The organism is Mycobacterium sp. E2479 (assembly GCF_001667925.1).
GTDB lineage: Bacteria > Actinomycetota > Actinomycetes > Mycobacteriales > Mycobacteriaceae > Mycobacterium.
Window position 1 is genome coordinate 243,802 of the sequence record NZ_LZJR01000096.1, and the last position, 20,374, is coordinate 264,175.

Consider the following 20,374-nt stretch of genomic DNA (forward strand, 5'->3'; position numbering starts at 1 on the left):
CGACGTCCGCTGACGTGGCTTTGGCTAGCGATGACACCGGCTTGCTGGTCCTTCCCTCGACTGGGCCGATCCCCAGGCTATCCCGAGGCAACGAGCCGCGAACCACGTGCGCCGCCCCGCACCCAGCAAAAGCTCTAAGCTGGCCTCGTGACTGGCAGGGTGACCGCCGAAGTGACCGGCTGGGTGCCCGATGTCCTCCCCGGTTACCAGCAACGCACCATTGCGCTCGGGGCCGACCCGGCGGGTGAGGGCGACATCGTCGCGACGCTGATACGGCGCGGACCCGAACCGCAGCAGGCGAGCGGCGAAATGGCGCCCGCAACGCACGCGGTGCTCGCGGTGCACGGCTACACCGACTACTTCTTCCATACCGAGCTGGCCGATCACTTCGCGGCTCGCGGCTTCGCCTTCTACGCGCTGGACCTCCACAAGTGCGGGCGATCGCATCGCGACGGGCAGACGCCGCACTTCATCACCGACCTCAAGAATTACGAGACCGAACTCGATCAGGCGCTGGCCGGCATCGCGGAACACCGCCAGGTGCTGCTGTACGCGCATTCCGCGGGCGGGCTCATCGTGCCGCTGTGGCTGGACCGGTTGCGCCGGCGAGACCCTACCGTGCACGCCCGCGTGGGCGGCCTGGTGCTCAACAGCCCGTTCTTGGAGCTGCCAGGGCCGCCCATCCTGCGGCATTCCGTGACGGTGGCGCTGATCGCCGGCCTGTCGCGCGTGCGGTCCAAGGGCGTGGCCCGCTCGCCCGGTGAGGGTGGTTACGGCACCACCTTGCATCGCGCCTATGCCGGCGAATTCGACTACAACCTGCAATGGAAACCCGTGGGCGGGTTCCCCATCACCTTCGGCTGGCTGCACGCCATCCGCCGCGGCCAGGCCCGCCTGCATCGCGGTCTCGACGTCGGCGTGCCAAATCTGATCCTGCGATCGGATCACAGCGTGCACGAGAGCTCCGATCCGGCGTCCATGCAGTGCGGCGACGCGGTTCTCGACGTCACCCAGATCGCCCGCTGGGCGGGCTGCATCGGCAACCGCACCTCCGTCGTCCCGGTGACCGACGCCAAGCACGACGTGTTCTTGTCGTTGCCCGGGCCGCGCGAAGTCGCCTATCGGGAACTGGATCTGTGGCTGGACGGCTACCTGTGCACCAAAGATGATGCCTCGGCGTCGCTGCGAAAGGGGTGACGGCTTGGAGACCTACGACCTCGCGATCATCGGAACCGGTTCGGGCAACAGCATTCTCGATGACCGCTTCGACGAAAAACGAGTGGCGATCTGCGAAGAGGGCACCTTCGGTGGCACTTGTTTGAACGTCGGGTGCATCCCGACCAAGATGTTCGTCTACGCCGCCGAGGTCGCCCAGACGATCCGGGACGCGGCGCGCTTTGGCATCGACGCACACATCGACAGGGTGCGCTGGGACGACATCGTCTCGCGCATTTTCGGGCGCATCGATCCGATAGGAGTCGGCGGTGAGGACTATCGCAGCGCCGCGCCGAACGTCGACGTTTACAAGCAACACACCCGGTTCGGTCGGGTCCAATCCGACGGGCGTTACCTGTTGCGCACCGATGCCGGCGACGAGTTCACGGCCGACCAGGTGGTGATCGCCGCTGGGGCGCGGGCCGTGGTGCCCCCGGCGATCCTCGAGTGCGGCGCCCGGTACCACACCAGCGACACGATCATGCGCATCCCAGAACTGCCAGAGCATCTGGTGATCGTCGGAGGCGGTTTCGTGGCGGCCGAATTCGCCCACATCTTCTCCTCCCTGGGCTCGCGCGTCACCCTGGTGGTCCGGGGCGCCACACTGCTGCGGCATCTCGACGACGTCGTCAGCGAACGTTTCACCCGGATCGCGTCGAGCAAATGGGAATTGCACACCCACCGCAACGTCGTGGGCGCCGAAAATCAAGGTTCGGGCGTCGCGGTGCAACTCGACGACGGGCGCACCGTGCACGCCGATGCGCTGCTGGTGGCGACCGGCCGGGTGCCCAACGCGGATCAACTCGACCTCGAGCAGGCCGGCGTCGCCGTCGAGGACGGCCTGGTGGCCGTCGATCAGTACCAGCGAACCACGGCGCGCGGGGTTTTCGCCCTCGGCGACGTCTCGTCGCCGTATCAGCTCAAGCACGTCGCTAATCACGAAGCGCGCGTCGTGCAGCACAACCTGTTGTGTGACTGGGACGACACCGAGTCGATGGCCGTCACCGACCATCGCTACGTGCCCGCGGCGGTGTTCACCGATCCACAGGTCGCCTCCGTCGGATTGACCGAAAACGAAGCCATCGCAAAGGGGTTCAAAGTTTCGGTGAAGATCCAGGACTACGGCGACGTCGCCTACGGTTGGGCGTCGGAGGACACCACCGGGATCGTCAAGCTCGTCGCCGAGCGCGGCACCGGGAGGCTGCTGGGCGCACACATCATGGGCCATCAGGCCTCATCCATCATCCAGCCGTTGATCCAGGCGATGAGCTTCGGCCTCACCACGCCGGAGATGGCTCGCGGACAGTACTGGATCCATCCGGCGCTGCCCGAAGCGCTGGAGAACGCGCTACTGGGTCTGCGCTGACCTCAGCCCCGGCGCGGCCGGAGGTCGGACTTGTCGTCCTGGCATTGCGGACACAGGCCGTGCAGCGTCAGCCCGGCGGCCTCCGAGAGCGCGAACGAGCTGCCCGCCATCGCGTGTTCGAGCGCCGAACTCAGCTGCCGGGCGGGCACCTCGATGATGGTGCCGCAGTTGGTACACACCGCGTGATGATGCGGCACAGTGGCCAACCCGTAGGTCGTCACACCGCCGTCGAGTGTCAATGCGTGCAGCACACCCTGATCGACGAGGGTGGTCACGGTGCGGTAGACGGTCGCCACGTCGGGTGCGTGGGCCCCGGTAGGCAGGCACTCCCGCAGCCGCCGGTAGATCTCGGCGACCGGGAGGTGACCGTTGACGGGTTCGAGCACCGCCAGCACCTGGATGCGGGAGGCCATTCGCCGCAGCCCCCGGGCGCGCAGAAAATCGCCGATCCTCTCGGTGACCGACGCATCCAGTGCCGACGGCTTGGGCGCCACGCGTTTCAGTGTCGCGCCCAAGCGGTCGGATCGCCAGTGTTCGACGCAATCTAGACTCCGCGGTTCCTGCGACTCGCTTGCATCTGGCAAGCCGTGGAACTTACAGTCGTGCCGGTTGTTCTCAGCCGATACCGCAAGGACGCGCCGGAAGGACCCCAGTGGCCAGTACCGAGATCGCCTGGCGGCCGTCAAGGACCACCGGGCCTCTCGGCGCCCTGACGCCCGCGGAATGGGGCCGACTTGCATCGATGCTAGCGGTGATCGTCGCGTTGCACCTGCTCGGCTGGCTCACCATGGTGGTCTTCGTCGCACCGGCCCAATACAGCCTGGGCGGCAAAGCTTTTGGCGTCGGAATCGGATTGACGGCCTACACCCTGGGCATGCGCCATGCCTTCGACGCCGACCATATCGCCGCCATCGACAACACCACTCGAAAGCTGATGAACGACGGGCAACGACCGCTGGCCGTTGGCTTCTTCTTCTCGCTGGGCCACTCGACGGTGGTCTTCGGGCTGGCGGTGCTGCTGGCGTGCGGGGTGAAGACGGTTGTCGGACCGGTCAGCGACGACTCCTCGACACTGCACCACTACACCGGGCTGATCGGCACCAGTGTCTCGGGTGTGTTTCTGTACGCGATCGCGCTTCTCAACGTCATCGTTCTGGTCGGCATACTGCGCGTCTTGGCGCGGCTACGCCGGGGCGAATACGACCCCGGCACCGACGCGGCCGAATTGGAGCGGCATCTGGACAACCGTGGTCTGATGAACCGACTGCTCGGCCGCTTCACGAAGTCGATCACCAGGTCCTGGCACTGTTACCCCGTCGGCTTGCTGTTCGGGCTCGGGTTCGACACCGCCACCGAGATCGCGCTGCTGGTGCTGGCCGGCACCAGCGCCGCCGCCGGGCTGCCCTGGTATGCCATCGTTTGCCTGCCGGTGCTGTTCACCGCCGGCATGTGCCTGCTGGACACGATCGACGGTTCGTTCATGAATTTCGCCTACGGCTGGGCGTTTTCCAACCCGGTGCGCAAGATCTACTACAACATCACCATCACAGCGCTGTCGGTGGCGGTCGCGTGGGTGATCGGCAGCGTCGAACTGCTCGCCCTGTTGGCCGACCAGTTCGGCTGGCGAGGCTCGTTCTGGAACTGGATCGGCGGGCTGGACCTCAACACCGTCGGCTATTTCGTGGTCGGCATGTTCGTCGCGACGTGGGCGGTCGCTCTACTCGTGTGGCGTTACGGGCGCATCGAAGAAAAGTGGACCGCGTGAGCCGGCCGGCAAAGGGCTGACCACAAACCGCCCTTCGGGTGTAGAACAGTGCTCATGGGCTCGTTGGCCTGCGCCCAGCTCACGGATCGGCGGTGACCGGCAATGCATGAGCTGTCGCTGTGCGAAGCGATCGCCGGTGTCGTCAAGGATCACGCCGACGGTCGGCACGTCGACGTGGTGCGGGTGCGCGTGGGCGCCCTTCGGCAGGTGGTGCCGGAGTCGCTGTCCTTCTGCTGGACGCTGGTCCGCGACGCCGAGGACATGCCGGACGCCGAACTGGAACTCGAGTGCGTCGGCGCCGAAGTCAAGTGCCGGGCATGCGGCGGGCAATCCGACATCACCTCGCCGTGGTCGATCTGGTGTCCCCGGTGTGACAGCTCCGACGTCGAGGTGCTGCGCGGCAACGAATTCTTGGTGACATCATTGGATGTCTCGTGAAAGGCGTTGACGATGGGTAGATTTCATCGACACGACGACGGAACCGTGCACGCCCACGAACACGATCACCTTCCCCACGATCACGAACATGGCGATCACAGCCGCTATCAGACCGGCAGTCAGCGCATCGACGTGCTGGAAGCGATCTTCGCGGAGAACGACGTGCTCGCCGACGCCAACCGGGCGGCCTTCGAGAGCAATGGGGTTCGCACCCTCAACCTGATGAGCTCCCCGGGGTCGGGCAAGACCACCATCTTACAGGCAACGCTCGACGAACTCGCCGGGGAACTGGCGCTGGGGGTGATCGAAGGTGATATCGCCACCGACCTGGACGCGGCAAAGCTCATCGGGCGCGGCGCCCAGGTCTCACTGCTCAATACCAGCAACGGATTTGGCGGCGAATGCCACCTCGACGCTCCCATGATCAACCGCGCGCTGTCAGGTCTCGACCTCGCCGCGCTGGACCTGGTGGTCATCGAGAACGTCGGAAATCTGGTCTGCCCGGCGGAGTTCGACGTCGGCGAGCACGCCAAGGCGATGGTGTATTCGGTGACCGAGGGCGAAGACAAGCCACTAAAGTATCCGGTGATGTTCCGGTCCGTGGACGTGGTGCTGCTCAACAAGATCGACTTGGTGCCCCACCTCGAGGTGGATGTCGACACGTACATCGCCCATGTCCGCAAAGTGAATGCGACAGCGACGATTTTGCCGGTCAGCGCGCGCACCGGCGATGGCATGAGTGCCTGGTTCGGCTGGCTGCGGCGCTTCGCCACTGACGCGGCCTGAACGGCGCGCGTGGGCTCGGGCCGGTGCGATCGCTCCTGCGAAACATTCGCAAGACTCGCTAATTCGATGCTGCCGAACGCCACTGATCGGCCAGGCACGACACGGCTTTTCGCCGCTGTGCAACCCGCGGACAGTAGCGAGTACCGGCGAACCGTTGACAACGCCCGATAGCGGGAGTAGACCCAAAAAATAGCGCTGCGCAAGTGGGCCGACGGTCGACTCCGGTGGCGCAGGAGCCCCAGCCCGGCTCCGGAAAGCTGCAGCATGCCAACAGAAGCAGCAGTCAAGGCAGAACAAACATTGATCCATGTTCTATGGATTAACGCGGGCCTCAGTTGTGACGGTGATTCGGTGGCATTGACTGCTGCCACCCAGCCCAGCGTCGAGGAGATCGCTTTGGGTGCCCTGCCCGGACTCCCCCAGATCGCCGTGCACTGGCCCCTCATCGACTTCGAATGCGGACCCAACGGAGGGGCGGACGACTTCTTGGAGTGGTTCTTCAAGGCCGACCGCGGCGAGTTGGAACCGTTTGTGCTCGTTGTCGAAGGATCCATCCCGAACGAGAAGATCAAGGACGAGGGCTACTGGTGCGGCTTCGGCAACGACCCGGCCACCGGGCAGCCGATGACCACCAGCGAATGGCTCGACCGGTTGGCGCCCCAGGCCACCGCCATCGTGGCGGTCGGGACCTGCGCCACCTACGGAGGAATTCACGCGATGGCGGGCAACCCGACCGGGGCGATGGGCGTGCCGGACTACCTCGGCTGGGACTGGAAGAGCAAGGCCGGCATTCCGATCGTGTGCGTGCCCGGCTGCCCCATCCAACCGGATAACCTGTCGGAGACGCTCACCTACCTGCTCTACATGGCGACCGCTCAGGCGCCGATGATCCCGCTCGACGACGCGCTGCGCCCGCAATGGCTATTCGGCAACACCGTGCACGAGGGTTGCGATCGAGCCGGCTACTACGAGCAGGGTGACTTCGCCACCGAGTACGGGTCACCGAAATGCATTGTGAAACTTGGCTGCTGGGGTCCAGTCGTCAAATGCAATGTGCCCAAGCGCGGATGGATCAACGGCGTCGGGGGCTGCCCCAACGTTGGTGGAATCTGCATCGGTTGCACGATGCCGGGCTTCCCGGACAAGTTCATGCCGTTCATGGATGAGCCACCCGGCGGCAAGATCTCGAGCACCGCATCGGGTCTGTACGGGGCCGTGATTCGCAGTCTGAGGGGTATCACGGAACGCACCGTCGACAAGGAGCCGCGGTGGCGCCACAACGGCGATCAACTCACCACCGGAGCGCGCCGCACCTGGTAGGTCACCTACCGGTCGGCGCGCTCCTACGCCAAAACTCGTAGCCGAAGAGCCGTCGCCGCATCAGCCAACGCTGACAGCAGCCAAAGCGGGAAGAAGTAGCGCGATGACAACCATCATTCCTGACCCCACCCACGCCAAGCGGGAGCCCGGCCAACTGGTCGACATGGCCTGGGATCCCATCACCAGGATCGTGGGCAGCCTGGGCATCTACACCAAGATCGACTTCGAGAACCGGGAAGTCGTCGAGTGTCACAGCACCTCGTCGATCTTCCGCGGCTACTCGATCTTCATGAAGGGCAAGGACCCCCGGGACGCCCACTTCATCACCAGCCGCATCTGCGGCATCTGCGGCGACAACCACGCCACGTGTTCGTGCTACACGCAGAACATGGCTTACGGGGTCAAGCCGCCGCATCTGGGTGAGTGGATCGTCAACCTCGGCGAGGCAGCGGAATACATGTTCGACCACAACATCTTCCAGGAGAACCTGGTCGGCGTGGACTTCTGCGAAAAGATGGTCTCCGAGACCAACCCGAGTGTCCTATCGCTGGCCGAGAAGACGCCGGCGCCGCACGCGGACGCCCACGGCTACAAGACGATCGCGGACATCATGCGCTCGCTCAACCCGTTCAGCGGCGAGTTCTACCGCGAGGCGCTCGTGGTCAGTCGCTGGACGCGAGAGATGTTCTGCCTCATGGAGGGCCGCCACGTGCACCCGTCCACGCTGTACCCCGGCGGCGTCGGCACCGTGGCGACCATTCAGTTGATGACCGACTACATGACGCGGCTGATGCGCTACGTCGAGTTCATGAAGAAGGTCGTGCCCATGCACGACGACCTGTTCGACTTCTTCTACGAGGCCCTGCCCGGCTACGAGAACGTCGGGCTGCGCCGCACCCTGCTCGGTTGCTGGGGGTCCTTTCAGGACCCGGAGGTGTGCAACTTCGAATACAAGGACATGGAGCGCTGGGGTAACGCGATGTTCGTCACGCCGGGCGTGGTGGTCGACGGCAAGCTGGTCACCCACTCGTTGATGGACATCAACCTCGGCATCCGAATCCTTTTGGGCAGTTCATATTACGACGACTGGACAGACCAGGAGATGTTCGTCAAGACCGACCCGCTGGGCAACCCGGTGGACCGGCGCCATCCGTGGAACCAGCACACCAACCCGCACCCGCAGAAGCGGGATATGGAGGGCGGCAAGTACAGCTGGGTGATGTCACCGCGTTGGTTCGACGGCAAGGACCACCTCGCGCTGGACACCGGCGGCGGACCGCTGGCCCGGCTGTGGTCGACGGCGCTGGCCGGCCTGGTCGACATCGGGTACGTGAAGGCGACCGGCGACAGCGTCAAGATCAACCTGCCCAAGACGGCCCTGAAGGGGCCCGTCGAGTTGGAGTGGAAGATCCCCAAGTACGGCAGCAACACGATTGAACGCGACCGGGCGCGCACCTACTTCCAGGCCTACGCGGCGGCGTGCGCCTTGCACTTCGCCGAGAAGGCGCTCGAGGAGATTCGCGCCGGGCGCACCAAGACGTGGGAGAAGTTCGAGGTGCCCGATGAGGCCATCGGATGCGGCTTCACCGAGGCGGTGCGCGGTGTGCTCAGCCACCACATGGTGATCCGGGACGGCAAGATCGCCAACTATCACCCGTACCCACCCACACCGTGGAATGCCAACCCGCGCGACAGTTATGGCACACCGGGTCCGTATGAGGACGCGGTTCAAGGGCAGCCGATCTTCGAGGAGAACGGCCGGGACAACTTCAAGGGCATCGACGTCATGCGCACGGTGCGCAGCTTCGATCCATGCCTGCCGTGTGGCGTGCACATGTACCTGGGGAAGGGCAAATCCCTGGACAGACTGCACACGCCGACCCAGTCACCCGTCGGGGAGTGACACATGGCGGATCGCCCGGACAAGTCCGCGAATGACGCGCAGTGGCGTGAGGCGGGCGATCGGATCCAGACACTGCTCGATTCCTGCGCAGCAGGCGGGACCGCCGCGTATGACCGTGCACAGCAACTGGTTCGCGAAGTAGTCGGGCTTTACGGCGCCGGACTGGAGCGGATCGTGCGGATGGCCGGCGATCCCGTACCGGAAGGGGGGCTGGTCGAGCGGCTGGCCACCGACGACCTGGTGGCCAGCCTGCTCCTTGTGCACGGTCTGCATCCGCATGACGTGCACCGCAGGGTGTCCGACGCGCTGGACCGGGTGCGACCCTACCTGGGTTCGCACGGCGGGGACGTCGACCTGCTCGAGGTCGTTTTGGGCGAACGCCCGGAGGAATTCACCGTGCGGCTGGCCTTCAAGGGCAGCTGCAAGAGCTGCCCGTCGTCAACGGTGACACTGGAGCTGGCCGTGCAGGATGCGGTCCGTGCGGCCGCACCGGAGGTCTCCTCGATCGAGGTGGTGACCGCCGAAGCCGCGACCACCTCCGCGAGTGTCATTCCCGCCGAATCGCTGCTGGCGCGCCTGCATTCCAACGGACATGGGCCGACGGTCTGGCACCCGGCACCCGAACTGGCCGAGCTGACAGCCGGCGAAGTCGCGGGATTCGCGATCGACGGGGTAATGGTGCTGGCTTGCCGTGTCGGCGACCAGACCTTCACCTACCGGGATCACTGCCCGGTGTGTGAGGATTCGCTGGCCGGTTCGCAACTGCACGATCGAATGCTGCGTTGTGCGGGCTGTGGGACGGATTTCGACGTCGTTGGTGCGGGAGCCGCCGCGACCGGTGGCTCGGCGGGCCATCTCGATCCGATTCCACTGCTGAGCCGCGACGGCCTGCTCTCGGTGGCGTTGAAGGCCGACGTGATGGGGGCACCGGCATGAGCACCCCGTTCGAGGTTTTGGCCCGGATCAGGAGCGACCGGCGCGCGCCTGAACCCGCGGGCGAGCGCTGCGAGATGTGCGCGGAGGCGATCGCCGACGAGCACCAGCACGTGGTCAACGTGGCCGGACGCCAATTGATGTGCGTCTGCCGCGCCTGCTATCTGCTGTTCACCGACACCGAAGCCGACCTGCGTTACCGCGCGGTGCCGGACCGGTATCTGTCGTTTCCCGACTTCGCCCTGGATCGCCTGGTGTGGGAGGCACTGCAGATCCCGGTCGGGGTCGCCTTCTTCTTCACCAATTCCGCCCTCGGGCACACCGTCGCCTTCTACCCGGGTCCGGCCGGGGCTACCGAATCCGAGCTGGACATGGAGGTCTGGGACACCATCCGCACCGCCGACCCGCGGGTGGGCCTACTCGCCGACGACGTGGAGGCCCTGCTCGTCCGGGTTGCCGACAGTGCCCAGGATGGCGAATTGTCGCAGCCACAAACATATCTGGTACCCATCGACGCCTGTTACGAATTCGTCGGACGCCTGCGCATGATGTGGCGCGGCTTCGACGGCGGCCAGCAGGCCCGCGAATTCATTGACGGCTTTTTCGACCGGCTCGCCACCCGGGCCACCGAGACACCGCGATGAACGGCCCGCCGATGAATGTGAGCTTCGCGGTCCTGGACGTGTCCGCCGAACCCTACAGCGTCAGCCCGATCCTCACCGCCCGCGTCGAGGTCACCGCCAGCGGCGACGATCCCGTGCACGCCATTGCCCTGCGGTGCCAGGTAAGAATCGAACCGCTGCGCCGTTCCTACTCGGACGCCGAAGCGGCCGGGCTGACGGACTTGTTCGGCGGGCGCGAACGCTGGGCCAGCACCCAACGCACCTTCCTTTGGCAGCATTGCGCCACGATGGTGCCGGGGTTCACCGGTCACACGACCGCGACCCTGCCCCTGGAATGCACGTACGACTTCGAGGTGGCCGCCGCCAAATACCTGCATGCGTTGCGCGACGGTGCGCTGCCGCTGCAGTTCCTGTTCAGCGGCACGATTTTCGTCAAGTCAGAGCGGGGATTCTCGGTTCAGCAGGTGTCGTGGGACTGCGAGGACAACTACGCCATGCCGGTCACGGTTTGGCGTGACCTGATTGCGCAGCACTATCCCAACAGCGGCTGGATTCGGTTGAGCCACGAGACCATCGCGCAACTGGCCGATTACAAGTCGTCCCACGGGATGCTCGACTTCGACCACGCGGTCACCTCATTGCTCGAAGTCACCGATCGGGAGGTGACGCGATGACGTCGAGCTGGGACCGGGCCCGCGCCGTCGCCGATGCGGTGCTCTACGAAGGCTACCTGCTCTACCCTTACCGAGGGACGTCCAGCAAGAATCAATCACGCTGGCAATTCGGCGTTTTGGGGCCCCCCGGTGCCGTCGAATCCGGCCTGGGCGAAGACGACACCGTGTCCGCGGATTTCCTTATCGACGGCGCCCAGGCGCTGACGCTGGTGGTGCGGTTTCTGCAGCTGCAGCACCGACGCGCCGAACGAGCCATCGGTGCAGGCGATTTCAGACCCGTCGATGAACTGCGGACCGCGGCCGGGTCGTGGCTGACCTGGGACGAAGCGGTGGAATGCGAAATCTCCTTCGGTCCCCTTGCGTTCGGCGATCAACCCTGGTCGCTGCCGGTGACGGCTGACGCGGCGACCGACATCGAGTTCCTCGACGGCGGCCGACTGGTTCGCGAACGACACGAGATACGCGGCGTATTGACCGTCGCCAGCGAACCCGACGGCGACCTACGCCGGGTTTCGGTTCGGGTCGCCAACACCGGTGCGCCCGCACGCGATAAGGGGGACGCGATCGCGCGATCCATGATCGGAACGCACCTTATCGCCGAAGTCGTTGGCGGCCGGTTTATTTCCTTGCTCGAGCCGCCACAGTCCGCGGTCGATGCGGTGGCCCGGTGCGGCCGGCATCGCTGCTTCCCGGTGCTGGCCGGCGCCCCGGGCACCGACAACACGCTGCTGATCTCGCCGATCATCCTCTACGATCATCCCGAGGTCGCCGAACAGAGCGACACCGCCCTGTACGACTGCACGGAGATCGACGAGATCCTCACCCTGCGCGTGATGACCATGACCGATGACGAGAAGGCGCAGGCCCGCGCGACCGATCCGCGGGCCGCGCGAATCATCGACGAATGCGACGCCATGTCGCCGGAGGCCATGGCACGACTGCACGGGGCGCTGCGCGATCCGCACGGGCTCAATGTCTCCGCTGGACTTCTACCCGAGATCCCCGACGGAGTAGAGTGGTGGGATCCATTGGCCGACAATGCCGTTCGCCCTGAGATCGACGCGGTGCTGGTGAACGGGGTCCGGATCGCGCGAGGCAGCAAGGTCCGGTTGCGCCCGCGGCGCAACGCCGACGCCCAGGACATCTTCGTCGCCGGCAAGACCGCCCGCGTCACCTCGGTACACGAGGACGTCGAAGGCAACAAGCACGTCGGCGTCGTCGTCGACGAGGACCCGGCCGCTGACCTGCACGACTGGTACGGACGCTATCTGTACTTCTCCCCCGACGAAGTCGAACCGCTGCAGTCGCAGCACAGCACGAACCCCTGAAAGGAGTTCATTATGGAAGTCCTAGGTTGGATCTTCATCGCCATTGTCGCGCTGGTGGTAGCGATCGGGCTGGCGCTCGGCGCGATGTCGGTGCCGGATGCCCGCCGCTATCTCAAGTTGAGGCGCATGTAACCGATGCGGGTGTCACCATGACGACGCGCATTTTGGTAGCCGGGATCGGCAACATTTTCCTGGGTGACGACGGGTTCGGTTCGGAGGTGGTTCGCAACGCCGAGCTGCCCCAGGATGATCCGACAATCCAGGTGATCGACTACGGAATCCGGGGCATGCACCTGGCATATGACCTGCTCGAAGAGTGGGACACGCTGGTCCTGGTCGATGCCGTGCCGAGCCGGGGCCATCCCGGCACGTTGCACGTCTTTCAGGCCGACCACGAGTCCTCACCCGCGCCGAACGGCCTGGATGGGCACAGCATGGACCCGGCCGCTGTCTTCGCCAGCCTGCGAGCGCTGGGGGGCCATCCGCCCTACACCGTGGTGGTCGGCTGCGAAGCCGGCAGCGTCTCGGAGGGCATTGGTCTGACCGAACCGGTCGCACAGGCCGTCCCCCGGGCGGCGCGGGCGGTCGAAGAGATCGTCGCGGCGCTGCATGACGCGCCTGCTGCGGCCGAAAAGGGGCACTGAGCCATGTGTTTGGGCATACCGGGGCAGGTCATCGGAATGTTGGACGGTTTCGAGGGACAGCTTGCACTCGTCGAGGTCACCGGCGAACAACGCAAGGTCAATGTCGGCATGTTGCCGGACGAGACGTTCGCGCCCGGCGACTGGGTGATCATCCACATGGGCTTCGTCGTCGAGAAAACCGATCAGGCCGGGGCCGAACAGGCGATGGCCGGCCTGGAGCTGATGGGCCGCGGCAGCACCGGCGAACCATCGCCCCCGGAGGCCGGTTGATATGACCGATACCCCTTTGCTGTCGCGGCCCGGCCCCCCTGATACCCAAGTGCGGCAACGGGTGATGGTGACCGGCGTGGTGCAGGGGGTCGGCTTCCGTCCGTTCGTACACAGGATCGCGACCGAACTGGGCCTCGCCGGATTCGTCGGTAATGACTCGGCTGCGGTCTTTCTCGAGGTGCAGGGCCGGCCCGCCTCCGTGGCGGAGTTCGGGCGGCGGCTGCGCGCAGAGGCGCCACCCCTGGCACGGATCACCGACGTGCGCGTCGCCGACGTCGCCGCCAGCCCCGCGTGTCCACCCGAATTCCGCATCGTGCCAAGCCAGCTGGCCGCCGGCACCACCACCCCGATCCCGCCCGACATCGCGGTGTGCGACGACTGCATCGCCGAACTGTTCGACCCGCACGACCGCCGCTATCGGCATCCGTTCGTGACGTGCACCAACTGCGGACCTCGGTTCACCATCATCACGCGGCTGCCCTACGACCGCCCGGCGACGACGATGTCGGGCTTCGGCATGTGTGCGCGCTGCGCCACCGAATACCACGATCCGGCGAATCGCCGATTCCACGCTCAGCCGATCGCCTGTCCGGATTGCGGGCCGAGCCTGTGGTTCGCATCGCCGGCCGGCCGGGTGAGCGGCTCGGACTCGGCGCTGGCCGCCACTCAGGTCGCGCTGGCATCCGGCGCCGTGGTGGCCATCAAGGGAATCGGCGGCTACCATCTGGCCTGCACCGTCGACAACTCAGCGGCGGTCGACGCATTACGAGCGCGCAAAGCGCGCGGCGCCAAGCCGTTCGCCATGCTGGTTCGCGATCTCGACGTGGCGCGCCGCTACGCCCACGTCGATGACGCGGAGGCCGCGGTGCTGTCCGGTCCGGCCCGCCCGATCGTGTTACTGCAGCGACGTGCCGGCGCCCCGGTCGCGCCGACCGTCGCGCCCGGCAGCCCGCTGCTGGGTCTGATGCTGCCCTACTCCCCCATCCATCACCTGCTCCTAGCGCCGGTTCCCGACAACCCCGCGCCGGTGCCCGACGCGCTGGTGCTGACCAGTGCCAACCGCTCCGATGAGCCCATCTGCTTCACGGATAGCGATGCTAGACATCGGCTTTCGCCGCTATGCGACGCCGTGCTCGATCACGACCGCCCGATTCACGTGCCGTGCGACGACTCGGTGGTGCGCGTCGTCCACGATGAGGGGGGGCCACACGAGCTGCCGATCCGCCGGTCCCGTGGTTACGCACCGCTGCCGATTGACTTGAAGCTCGACGCCCCAGCCGTGCTGGCGGTGGGCGGCGAACTGAAGAACACCTTCTGCCTTACCGATGGCCACCGGGCCTACCTGTCCGGCCACATCGGCGACATGGCCACCTGGGAGACGCTGCGGGCGTTCGAGCGGGCGGTGAGCCAGCTCAGCGAGATCCGCGGCCGCCCAGTGCGGTTGGCCGCCGACCTGCATCCCGGCTATCACACCCGAAGCTGGGCCGAGCGCCAGGCGGACGAGCGGCCGCTCGATCTGGTCCAGCACCACCACGCCCACGTGGTGTCGCTGCTGGCCGAGCACGGGCGCCTCGGCGAACCCATCGTCGGGGTCTCCTTCGACGGCACCGGTTACGGCTGCGACGAAACGATCTGGGGTGGTGAGATTCTCACCCTGGACACCCGAAGCCACCGTTTCGTTCGGTCCGGACACCTATTGGCGGTGCCGCTGCCCGGTGGCGACGCCGCGGTGCGCAACCCGTGGCGGATGGCGCTGTCCCAGTTGCGGAGGGCCGAGATCGACTGGACCCCCGACCTGGCGCCGGTGGCCGCCGCGACCGCCGACGAACTGCGCCTGGTCCGTTCGCAATTGGAGACCGGCGCGGGTTGCGTGCCGTGCTCGAGCATGGGCCGCCTGTTCGACGCGGTCGCCTCCCTACTCGGGGTGCGACACCGCATCGACTACGAGGGGCAGGCCGCGATCGAGCTCGAGGCGCTGGCGCAGTCGGCGGGTCAAGCAGGAACACAGCCGGCGTTGCCGCTGGCGGTGTGCCCCGATGGGGTGATCGACCCAACCCCGATGGTGCAGACCATGGTTGCGGCGCTCTACGCTGGAACGGCACCGGCGGTGCTCGCCGCGGCGTTTCACCGGGCGGTCGCCGTCGCCGTCACAGAAGTGGTCACCCAGGTGGCGGGCGACATTGCGCTGGTGGGTCTCACCGGCGGGGTTTTCCAGAACGTTCTGTTATTGGACGCCTGCCGTTCGCAACTGCAGCAGAACGGGTTTGAGGTTCTCACCCATCACACCGTGCCGCCGAACGACGGGGGGCTGGCCCTGGGCCAGGCCGCGGTCGCGGCGCTGACCGGGCGGGAGGAGGCGTTGACACGATGATCACCACCGCCATCGATCGCGGGCTGAGTGCCGAACTGGCTGAGGACCTGGCCGCCACCGCTCTGACGCTGGCCAAGCGATTCGCCGCGGGCGCCACGATGTGGTCCATCGCGCCGTCGTGGGAGCCCCACGCGCTGCACATCGCGGTCGAATTCGTCCATCCGGTGATCATGGGCAAGCGGGCCCTGCCTGCCGTGGCCCTGACCGGACCCAATCTGGTGGATCTGGTGCGGGTGTCGGTGCGGCCCGGCGACATCGTGGTCGCGATCTCCGGTGCGGACAATGCGGACGTGCGCTCGGTGATGCGCCGCGGCCCGGCCTGGGGCGCCACCACGATCTGGATCGGCAGCGGCGAGCCACCTGCGGCGGCCGCGGCCGATCACGTGCTGTGGCTCGATGATCCGGACCCGCGCGTGCCCGCCACCGGCGGCTTCGTGCTTTTCTACCACCTGTTGTGGGAGCTGACCCATGTGTGTTTCGAGCATTCAGGGTTGCTCAAACCCCAGAGCGACGACGACGGAGTGTGTGTCACGTGCAGCGACGAAGGCCGACTGGGTGAAGTGGTGAGCGCTTCGGTCGACGGTCAGGCAAGGGTACGCACCGCGCGGGGCATCGAGGATGTGGTCACCACACTTGTCGAGCCCGTCACGCCCGGCGAGCTGGTGCTGGTGCATGCCGGCACGGCGATCAGCCGCATCGACGACGAAGAGCAAGAAGGTGTTTCATGAGCGCCGCTGACGAGCCCACCAACTTCTTGTATCCGTTCATCGACGCCGAAGAGGACGACCCCTCAGCACTGCTCGCCGACCTTGCCGCGTCCGCACAGGCCAAGGCGGCCGAAAGCCTCGCGCTACGGCGCGCCACGCTGGAGGCCAACGCCGGCCTGCTGGCGGTGGCCGCCGCCGAGTCGGCGCGCCGATTCGCCGCCGGCGGAAGGATGTTCACCTTCGGCAACGGCGGCAGTTGCACCGACTGCACCACGCTGGCGCGATTGTTCGCGCGGCCACCGCTCGGCAAGCCGCTTCCGGCGTGGTCGTTGACCGCCGATCAGGCGATTCTGACGGCCCTGGGCAACGACGTCGGTTTCGAGCTGGTGTTCGCCCGCCAGCTCATCGCCCGGGCGAGGGACGGCGACATCGCGATCGCGATGTCGACCAGCGGCAATTCACCCAACTTACTGACCGCACTGGCCGAAGCCCGCAACCGCGGCCTGTACACCGTCGGCTTCGCCGGCTACGACGGCGGCGCCTTCGTTGACAACCCCAACGTGGATGCCTGCTTCGTCGTTCGTTCGCAAAGCGTGCACCGGATCCAGGAGTCTCAGGCGCTGCTGGGTTATCAGTTGTGGCTGTCAGTTCACGAATGTCTCGGCGACGATCAAGGTTTGGGGGCGGCATGATGAACAAGTCGGCGGGTGACTACCTGTCGTCGGGACCGCGATTCGGCGAAGGCGATGTGATCGAGCGGATCGAGTCGTTCCGCCGGCGTCGCCCCCGACTCCTCGACGACCATGTGACCCTGGCGCACGGCGCGGGCGGCAAGGCGTCGGCGGCGCTGGTGGACGCGGTATTCGTGGAGGCGTTTCGCAATCCATTGCTCGAATCGCTGGGCGACGGCGCCGTCCTGACCCTGCCGAGCGGTGAGCGGGTGGCGATGTCGACGGACTCGTTTGTGGTGCAGCCCCGGCGGTTTCCCGGCGGGTCCATCGGAGAACTCGCCGTCCACGGCACCTGCAACGACCTGGCGGTGGCCGGTGCCGTACCGTCCTGGATCTCGGCGGCGTTTGTGCTCGAAGAGGGTTTCCCGATCGCGGAATTGAGGGAGATCGTCGCCGACATGGCCACCGCGGCCGCCGCCGCCGGCGTGCAAGTCGTCACCGGTGACACCAAGGTGGTACCCAAGGGTGCGGCCGACGGGCTGTTCATCACCACCGCCGGAGCCGGCGTCATCCCCGCGGGCCGCACGCTGTCGGCACAGGCGGTGTGCGCCGGAGACAAGGTGCTGCTGTCGGGGTCGATGGGCGATCACGGCATGGCGGTGATGCTCGCCAGGGGCGATCTGGCCATCGAGGCCGACATCGCCTCCGACACCGCGTCGGTCAGCCCGTTGGTGGAGTTGTTGATGTCGGCCGCCCCGTCCACGCGATGGATGCGGGACGCGACGCGCGGCGGCGTGGGAACGGTATGCAACGAATTGGCGCAGGCCTGCGGCCTCGGGGTGCTGCTCGACGAGGAGCGACTTCCGGTGGCTCCCATGGTCAATGGCGCCTGCGAATTACTCGGCATCGACCCGCTCTACGTCGCCAACGAGGGCAAGTTCGTTGCCGTCGTCGCGCCGCAGGAAGCCCAGGCCGGACTGGAGGCGTTGCGGTCGCATCCGCTGGGCGCCGGTGCGGCCGAGGTCGGGGAAATCGTTGCCGAACCCGCCGAAAGCGTGGTGCTGCGTACCGGGTTCGGCGGCACCCGGATCGTCGACATGCTCGTCGGGGATCCGTTGCCGCGAATCTGCTGACGTGGCGATCGCAAGCGCGGCGAAAGCCGGGCGCAGCGGGTCGCCACAAGAGAAAGGAGCTGGCCATGTGTCTGGGGATTCCGGGCCGGATCGTGGAAATCACCGATCCCGCCAACTGTTTGGCCAAGGTCGACGTCAGTGGCGTGCAGCGGGTGATCAGCGTCCGGCTGCTGGAGGACGACATGCCCGCACCGGACGACTGGGTGCTGGTGCACGTCGGGTTCGCGATGGCCAAGATCGACGAGACCGAGGCGCTGCTGACCCTGGCCGCCATCAAGAAACTCGGCGACACCTACACGACCGAAATGCAGGCCTTCGATTCGTCGGCCATCGTTTGACGAGGAGCGGCAATGAAATTCGTTGACGAATTCCGCGACCCGGCCGCGGCGCGCAAGCTGCTGGCGGCCATCGAGCATCTGGCCGGGACGGGCGGTGAAAACTTCAAGTTCATGGAGGTGTGCGGCGGGCACACGCACACCATCTACCGGCACGGCATCGAACATCTGCTGCCGGACAGCGTCGAACTGGTGCACGGCCCGGGCTGCCCGGTCTGCGTGATCCCGATGGGACGCATCGATGACGCGATGTGGCTGGCCGGCCAACCCGACGTGATCTTCACGTGCTTCGGGGACATGATGCGCGTGCCCGGTTCGCACGGCAGCCTGCTGGACGCCAAGGCCCGCGGGGCCGACGTGCGATTCGTCTACTCGCCGCTGGACGCGTTGAAGATCGCGGTCGACCATCCCGACAAACAAGTGGTTTTCTTCGCCATCGGTTTCGAGACCACCGCGCCGTCGACAGCGGTGACGCTGGTGCGGGCGCGTGAGTTGGGCCTGCGCAATTTCAGCGTCTTCTGCAACCACGTCACGATCGTGCCGCCGATCAGGGCCATCCTGGAGTCGCCGGACCTGCGGCTGTCGGGATTCATCGGCCCCGGGCACGTGTCCACCGTGGTGGGCAACCGGCCGTACCGCTTCGTTCCCGAGGTGTATCGAAAACCGTTGGTGGTGGCGGGTTTCGAGCCGCTGGACATCCTTGCCTCGGTAGCGATGTTGCTGCGTCAGATCCGCGAGGGCCGCTGCGAAGTGGAGAACCAGTACAAGCGGGTGGTCCCCGAGCACGGTAACCCGGCGGCCCTGGCGCTGATGGGCAAGGTGTTCGCGCTGCGCCCGCACTTCGAATGGCGTGGGCTGGGATTCATCTCGCAGAGCGCGCTGCGGCTACACGACGATTTCGCCGAGTTCGATGCCGAGCTGCGGTTCGCGATGCCCGGCGTGCGAGTCGCCGACCCCAAAGCCTGCCAGTGCGGTGAGGTGCTCAAGGGTGTGCTCAAGCCTTGGGAATGCAAGGTTTTCGGCACCGCATGCACACCGGAGACCCCGATCGGGACGTGCATGGTGTCCCCGGAGGGCGCCTGTGCGGCGTACTACAACTTCGGCCGCATGCACCGGGACGCCGTCAAGCTGGTGGGGCGCACTTGACCTGTGACAAGGGCGCAGAGATGTTCGCCCGCTACGCATATGCGCCCAATGCGCTCGGCTATTGCGGTCCGCCGTTGGGAGCGACCTTGCGGGACGGCTCGGTCGACGAGGTGCGCCGGGCAGCGACGAGATTCTCCGGCGCGTGGCCGTATCTGCGGGTGCTGTCGAAACTGACCGGCATCGCCGACCCGCTGGACTATCGTCTGGTCGAGTCGTATTGGCTCGGCGGCGGCGCCGGCGCAGGCCTGGACCCGCAGGAATTCTTTGACGCGCTGCTCGCGATCATCGGCCCGCAGGCGGGCCACTACTGGTCGCATCTCACCACGGAGCTGGCTTGCGAGGCCGCCGGCAATCACTGCTTCCACGTGTTCGGGGTGTACCCGTGGACGCGGTTCTTAGGCGGCGGAGGCCGCAAAATTGATGTCGAGCAGCCGCTGAACGTGCTCGATAACTGCCGAATCACTTCCGGGACAGTGGTTTCCCGCGACGGCGATCGCGTCGAGGTGTTGTGCCAAAGGCTGGCGTGGGATGGTCAGGCCCTCACGCTGTCCAAGCCGTCGGCGCGCGTGCTCGAAGTGTGGACTGACGGGTACAGCGGGGTGCCCGACGTGGCTGCCGGCGACGTGGTCGCGATGCACTGGGGCCGGTTGTGCGGCCGGCTGTCGCCGGCGCAGCTTCGTGCGCTGACCGATAGCACCAGTCGGCAGCTGCTGGTGACCGGCCAGCGACTGGCGCGCGTCTGACTT

General features: G+C 66.4%; 21 protein-coding genes. 20 read left to right on the forward strand and 1 reads right to left on the reverse strand.

The window, feature by feature from the left end; genetic code table 11:
• Positions 1-183 precede the first annotated feature (183 nt).
• Positions 184-1,197, forward strand: a complete 1,014-nt coding sequence (locus tag A5686_RS16085) for an alpha/beta hydrolase (RefSeq protein WP_067936245.1) — start codon at positions 184-186, stop codon at positions 1,195-1,197.
• Positions 1,198-1,201: 4 nt separating this feature from the next.
• On the forward strand, positions 1,202-2,581 hold the full coding sequence (mtr, locus tag A5686_RS16090) for a mycothione reductase (RefSeq protein ID WP_067936057.1): 1,380 nt from the start codon (positions 1,202-1,204) through the stop codon (positions 2,579-2,581).
• A gap of 2 nt (positions 2,582-2,583) precedes the next feature.
• On the opposite strand, the gene A5686_RS16095 is transcribed toward mtr, so the two are convergent.
• Complete coding sequence (locus A5686_RS16095; protein ID WP_067936248.1) at positions 2,584-3,075, reverse strand: Fur family transcriptional regulator; 492 nt, start codon at positions 3,073-3,075, stop codon at positions 2,584-2,586.
• Between the two features lie 158 nt (positions 3,076-3,233).
• On the opposite strand from A5686_RS16095, the gene A5686_RS16100 reads away from it, so the two are divergent.
• The 18 genes from A5686_RS16100 (at position 3,234) to A5686_RS16185 (ending at position 20,371) form a co-directional block, all read left to right on the forward strand.
• On the forward strand, positions 3,234-4,346 hold the full coding sequence (locus tag A5686_RS16100) for a HoxN/HupN/NixA family nickel/cobalt transporter (RefSeq protein ID WP_067936059.1): 1,113 nt from the start codon (positions 3,234-3,236) through the stop codon (positions 4,344-4,346).
• A gap of 102 nt (positions 4,347-4,448) precedes the next feature.
• Positions 4,449-4,784 (forward strand): hydrogenase maturation nickel metallochaperone HypA, encoded by a 336-nt coding sequence (locus A5686_RS16105; protein ID WP_067936062.1) that lies wholly within the window; start codon positions 4,449-4,451, stop codon positions 4,782-4,784.
• Between the two features lie 12 nt (positions 4,785-4,796).
• Entirely contained in the window at positions 4,797-5,570 is a 774-nt protein-coding gene (hypB, locus tag A5686_RS16110; RefSeq protein WP_067936065.1) for a hydrogenase nickel incorporation protein HypB, read from the forward strand.
• A 264-nt stretch (positions 5,571-5,834) separates the two neighbouring features.
• Positions 5,835-6,890 (forward strand): hydrogenase expression protein HypE, encoded by a 1,056-nt coding sequence (locus A5686_RS16115; RefSeq protein WP_067936068.1) that lies wholly within the window; start codon positions 5,835-5,837, stop codon positions 6,888-6,890.
• Between the two features lie 103 nt (positions 6,891-6,993).
• A complete protein-coding gene (locus tag A5686_RS16120; RefSeq protein ID WP_067936071.1) occupies positions 6,994-8,793 on the forward strand; it encodes a nickel-dependent hydrogenase large subunit in 1,800 nt (599 codons plus the stop codon).
• A gap of 3 nt (positions 8,794-8,796) precedes the next feature.
• Positions 8,797-9,729 carry a NifU family protein gene (locus A5686_RS16125; protein WP_067936074.1) on the forward strand — a complete coding sequence of 311 codons (933 nt, stop codon included), beginning with the start codon at positions 8,797-8,799 and terminating at the stop codon, positions 9,727-9,729.
• Positions 9,726-10,370, forward strand: coding sequence for a DUF5947 family protein (locus A5686_RS16130; protein WP_067936079.1), 645 nt, complete (start codon positions 9,726-9,728; stop codon positions 10,368-10,370). The genes A5686_RS16125 and A5686_RS16130 overlap by 4 nt, the downstream gene beginning before the upstream one ends.
• 11 nt (positions 10,371-10,381) lie before the next feature.
• A complete protein-coding gene (locus A5686_RS16135; RefSeq protein WP_369829712.1) occupies positions 10,382-11,023 on the forward strand; it encodes a DUF6084 family protein in 642 nt (213 codons plus the stop codon).
• Positions 11,020-12,351, forward strand: coding sequence for a hypothetical protein (locus A5686_RS16140; protein WP_067936081.1), 1,332 nt, complete (start codon positions 11,020-11,022; stop codon positions 12,349-12,351). The genes A5686_RS16135 and A5686_RS16140 overlap by 4 nt, the downstream gene beginning before the upstream one ends.
• Positions 12,352-12,500: 149 nt before the next feature.
• Positions 12,501-12,995, forward strand: a complete 495-nt coding sequence (locus A5686_RS16145; RefSeq protein WP_067936082.1) for a hydrogenase maturation protease — start codon at positions 12,501-12,503, stop codon at positions 12,993-12,995.
• Positions 12,996-12,998: 3 nt separating this feature from the next.
• The gene (locus A5686_RS16150; protein WP_067936083.1) at positions 12,999-13,265 is read left to right on the forward strand and encodes a HypC/HybG/HupF family hydrogenase formation chaperone; all 267 of its coding nucleotides are present in this window, start codon (positions 12,999-13,001) and stop codon (positions 13,263-13,265) included.
• 1 nt (position 13,266) lies between these two features.
• Positions 13,267-15,636, forward strand: coding sequence for a carbamoyltransferase HypF (gene hypF / locus A5686_RS16155; RefSeq protein ID WP_067936085.1), 2,370 nt, complete (start codon positions 13,267-13,269; stop codon positions 15,634-15,636).
• Positions 15,633-16,364 carry a HypC/HybG/HupF family hydrogenase formation chaperone gene (locus tag A5686_RS16160; RefSeq protein ID WP_067936088.1) on the forward strand — a complete coding sequence of 244 codons (732 nt, stop codon included), beginning with the start codon at positions 15,633-15,635 and terminating at the stop codon, positions 16,362-16,364. The genes hypF and A5686_RS16160 overlap by 4 nt, the downstream gene beginning before the upstream one ends.
• On the forward strand, positions 16,361-17,035 hold the full coding sequence (locus A5686_RS16165) for an SIS domain-containing protein (RefSeq protein WP_067936091.1): 675 nt from the start codon (positions 16,361-16,363) through the stop codon (positions 17,033-17,035). The genes A5686_RS16160 and A5686_RS16165 overlap by 4 nt, the downstream gene beginning before the upstream one ends.
• Positions 17,035-18,147 (forward strand): hydrogenase expression/formation protein HypE, encoded by a 1,113-nt coding sequence (hypE, locus tag A5686_RS16170; protein ID WP_067936092.1) that lies wholly within the window; start codon positions 17,035-17,037, stop codon positions 18,145-18,147. The genes A5686_RS16165 and hypE overlap by 1 nt, the downstream gene beginning before the upstream one ends.
• A gap of 65 nt (positions 18,148-18,212) precedes the next feature.
• On the forward strand, positions 18,213-18,485 hold the full coding sequence (locus tag A5686_RS16175) for a HypC/HybG/HupF family hydrogenase formation chaperone (RefSeq protein ID WP_067936095.1): 273 nt from the start codon (positions 18,213-18,215) through the stop codon (positions 18,483-18,485).
• A gap of 12 nt (positions 18,486-18,497) precedes the next feature.
• Positions 18,498-19,628, forward strand: a complete 1,131-nt coding sequence (gene hypD / locus A5686_RS16180; protein ID WP_067936097.1) for a hydrogenase formation protein HypD — start codon at positions 18,498-18,500, stop codon at positions 19,626-19,628.
• Positions 19,625-20,371: a DUF6390 family protein gene (locus A5686_RS16185; RefSeq protein WP_255405014.1), complete on the forward strand. Its 747-nt coding sequence runs from the start codon at positions 19,625-19,627 to the stop codon at positions 20,369-20,371. Before hypD ends, A5686_RS16185 begins: the two co-directional genes overlap by 4 nt.
• The last annotated feature ends 3 nt before the right edge of the window (positions 20,372-20,374 follow it).

Coding starts and splice junctions, on each gene's coding strand:
- A5686_RS16105 (WP_067936062.1), top strand. CDS start 4,449: ATGCATGAGCTGTCGCTGTGCGAAGCGATCGCCGGTGTCGTCAAGGAT.
- hypB (WP_067936065.1), top strand. CDS start 4,797: ATGGGTAGATTTCATCGACACGACGACGGAACCGTGCACGCCCACGAA.
- A5686_RS16115 (WP_067936068.1), top strand. CDS start 5,835: ATGCCAACAGAAGCAGCAGTCAAGGCAGAACAAACATTGATCCATGTT.
- A5686_RS16120 (WP_067936071.1), top strand. CDS start 6,994: ATGACAACCATCATTCCTGACCCCACCCACGCCAAGCGGGAGCCCGGC.
- A5686_RS16125 (WP_067936074.1), top strand. CDS start 8,797: ATGGCGGATCGCCCGGACAAGTCCGCGAATGACGCGCAGTGGCGTGAG.
- A5686_RS16130 (WP_067936079.1), top strand. CDS start 9,726: ATGAGCACCCCGTTCGAGGTTTTGGCCCGGATCAGGAGCGACCGGCGC.
- A5686_RS16135 (WP_369829712.1), top strand. CDS start 10,382: ATGAATGTGAGCTTCGCGGTCCTGGACGTGTCCGCCGAACCCTACAGC.
- A5686_RS16140 (WP_067936081.1), top strand. CDS start 11,020: ATGACGTCGAGCTGGGACCGGGCCCGCGCCGTCGCCGATGCGGTGCTC.
- A5686_RS16145 (WP_067936082.1), top strand. CDS start 12,501: ATGACGACGCGCATTTTGGTAGCCGGGATCGGCAACATTTTCCTGGGT.
- A5686_RS16150 (WP_067936083.1), top strand. CDS start 12,999: ATGTGTTTGGGCATACCGGGGCAGGTCATCGGAATGTTGGACGGTTTC.
- hypF (WP_067936085.1), top strand. CDS start 13,267: ATGACCGATACCCCTTTGCTGTCGCGGCCCGGCCCCCCTGATACCCAA.
- A5686_RS16160 (WP_067936088.1), top strand. CDS start 15,633: ATGATCACCACCGCCATCGATCGCGGGCTGAGTGCCGAACTGGCTGAG.
- A5686_RS16165 (WP_067936091.1), top strand. CDS start 16,361: ATGAGCGCCGCTGACGAGCCCACCAACTTCTTGTATCCGTTCATCGAC.
- hypE (WP_067936092.1), top strand. CDS start 17,035: ATGAACAAGTCGGCGGGTGACTACCTGTCGTCGGGACCGCGATTCGGC.
- A5686_RS16175 (WP_067936095.1), top strand. CDS start 18,213: ATGTGTCTGGGGATTCCGGGCCGGATCGTGGAAATCACCGATCCCGCC.
- hypD (WP_067936097.1), top strand. CDS start 18,498: ATGAAATTCGTTGACGAATTCCGCGACCCGGCCGCGGCGCGCAAGCTG.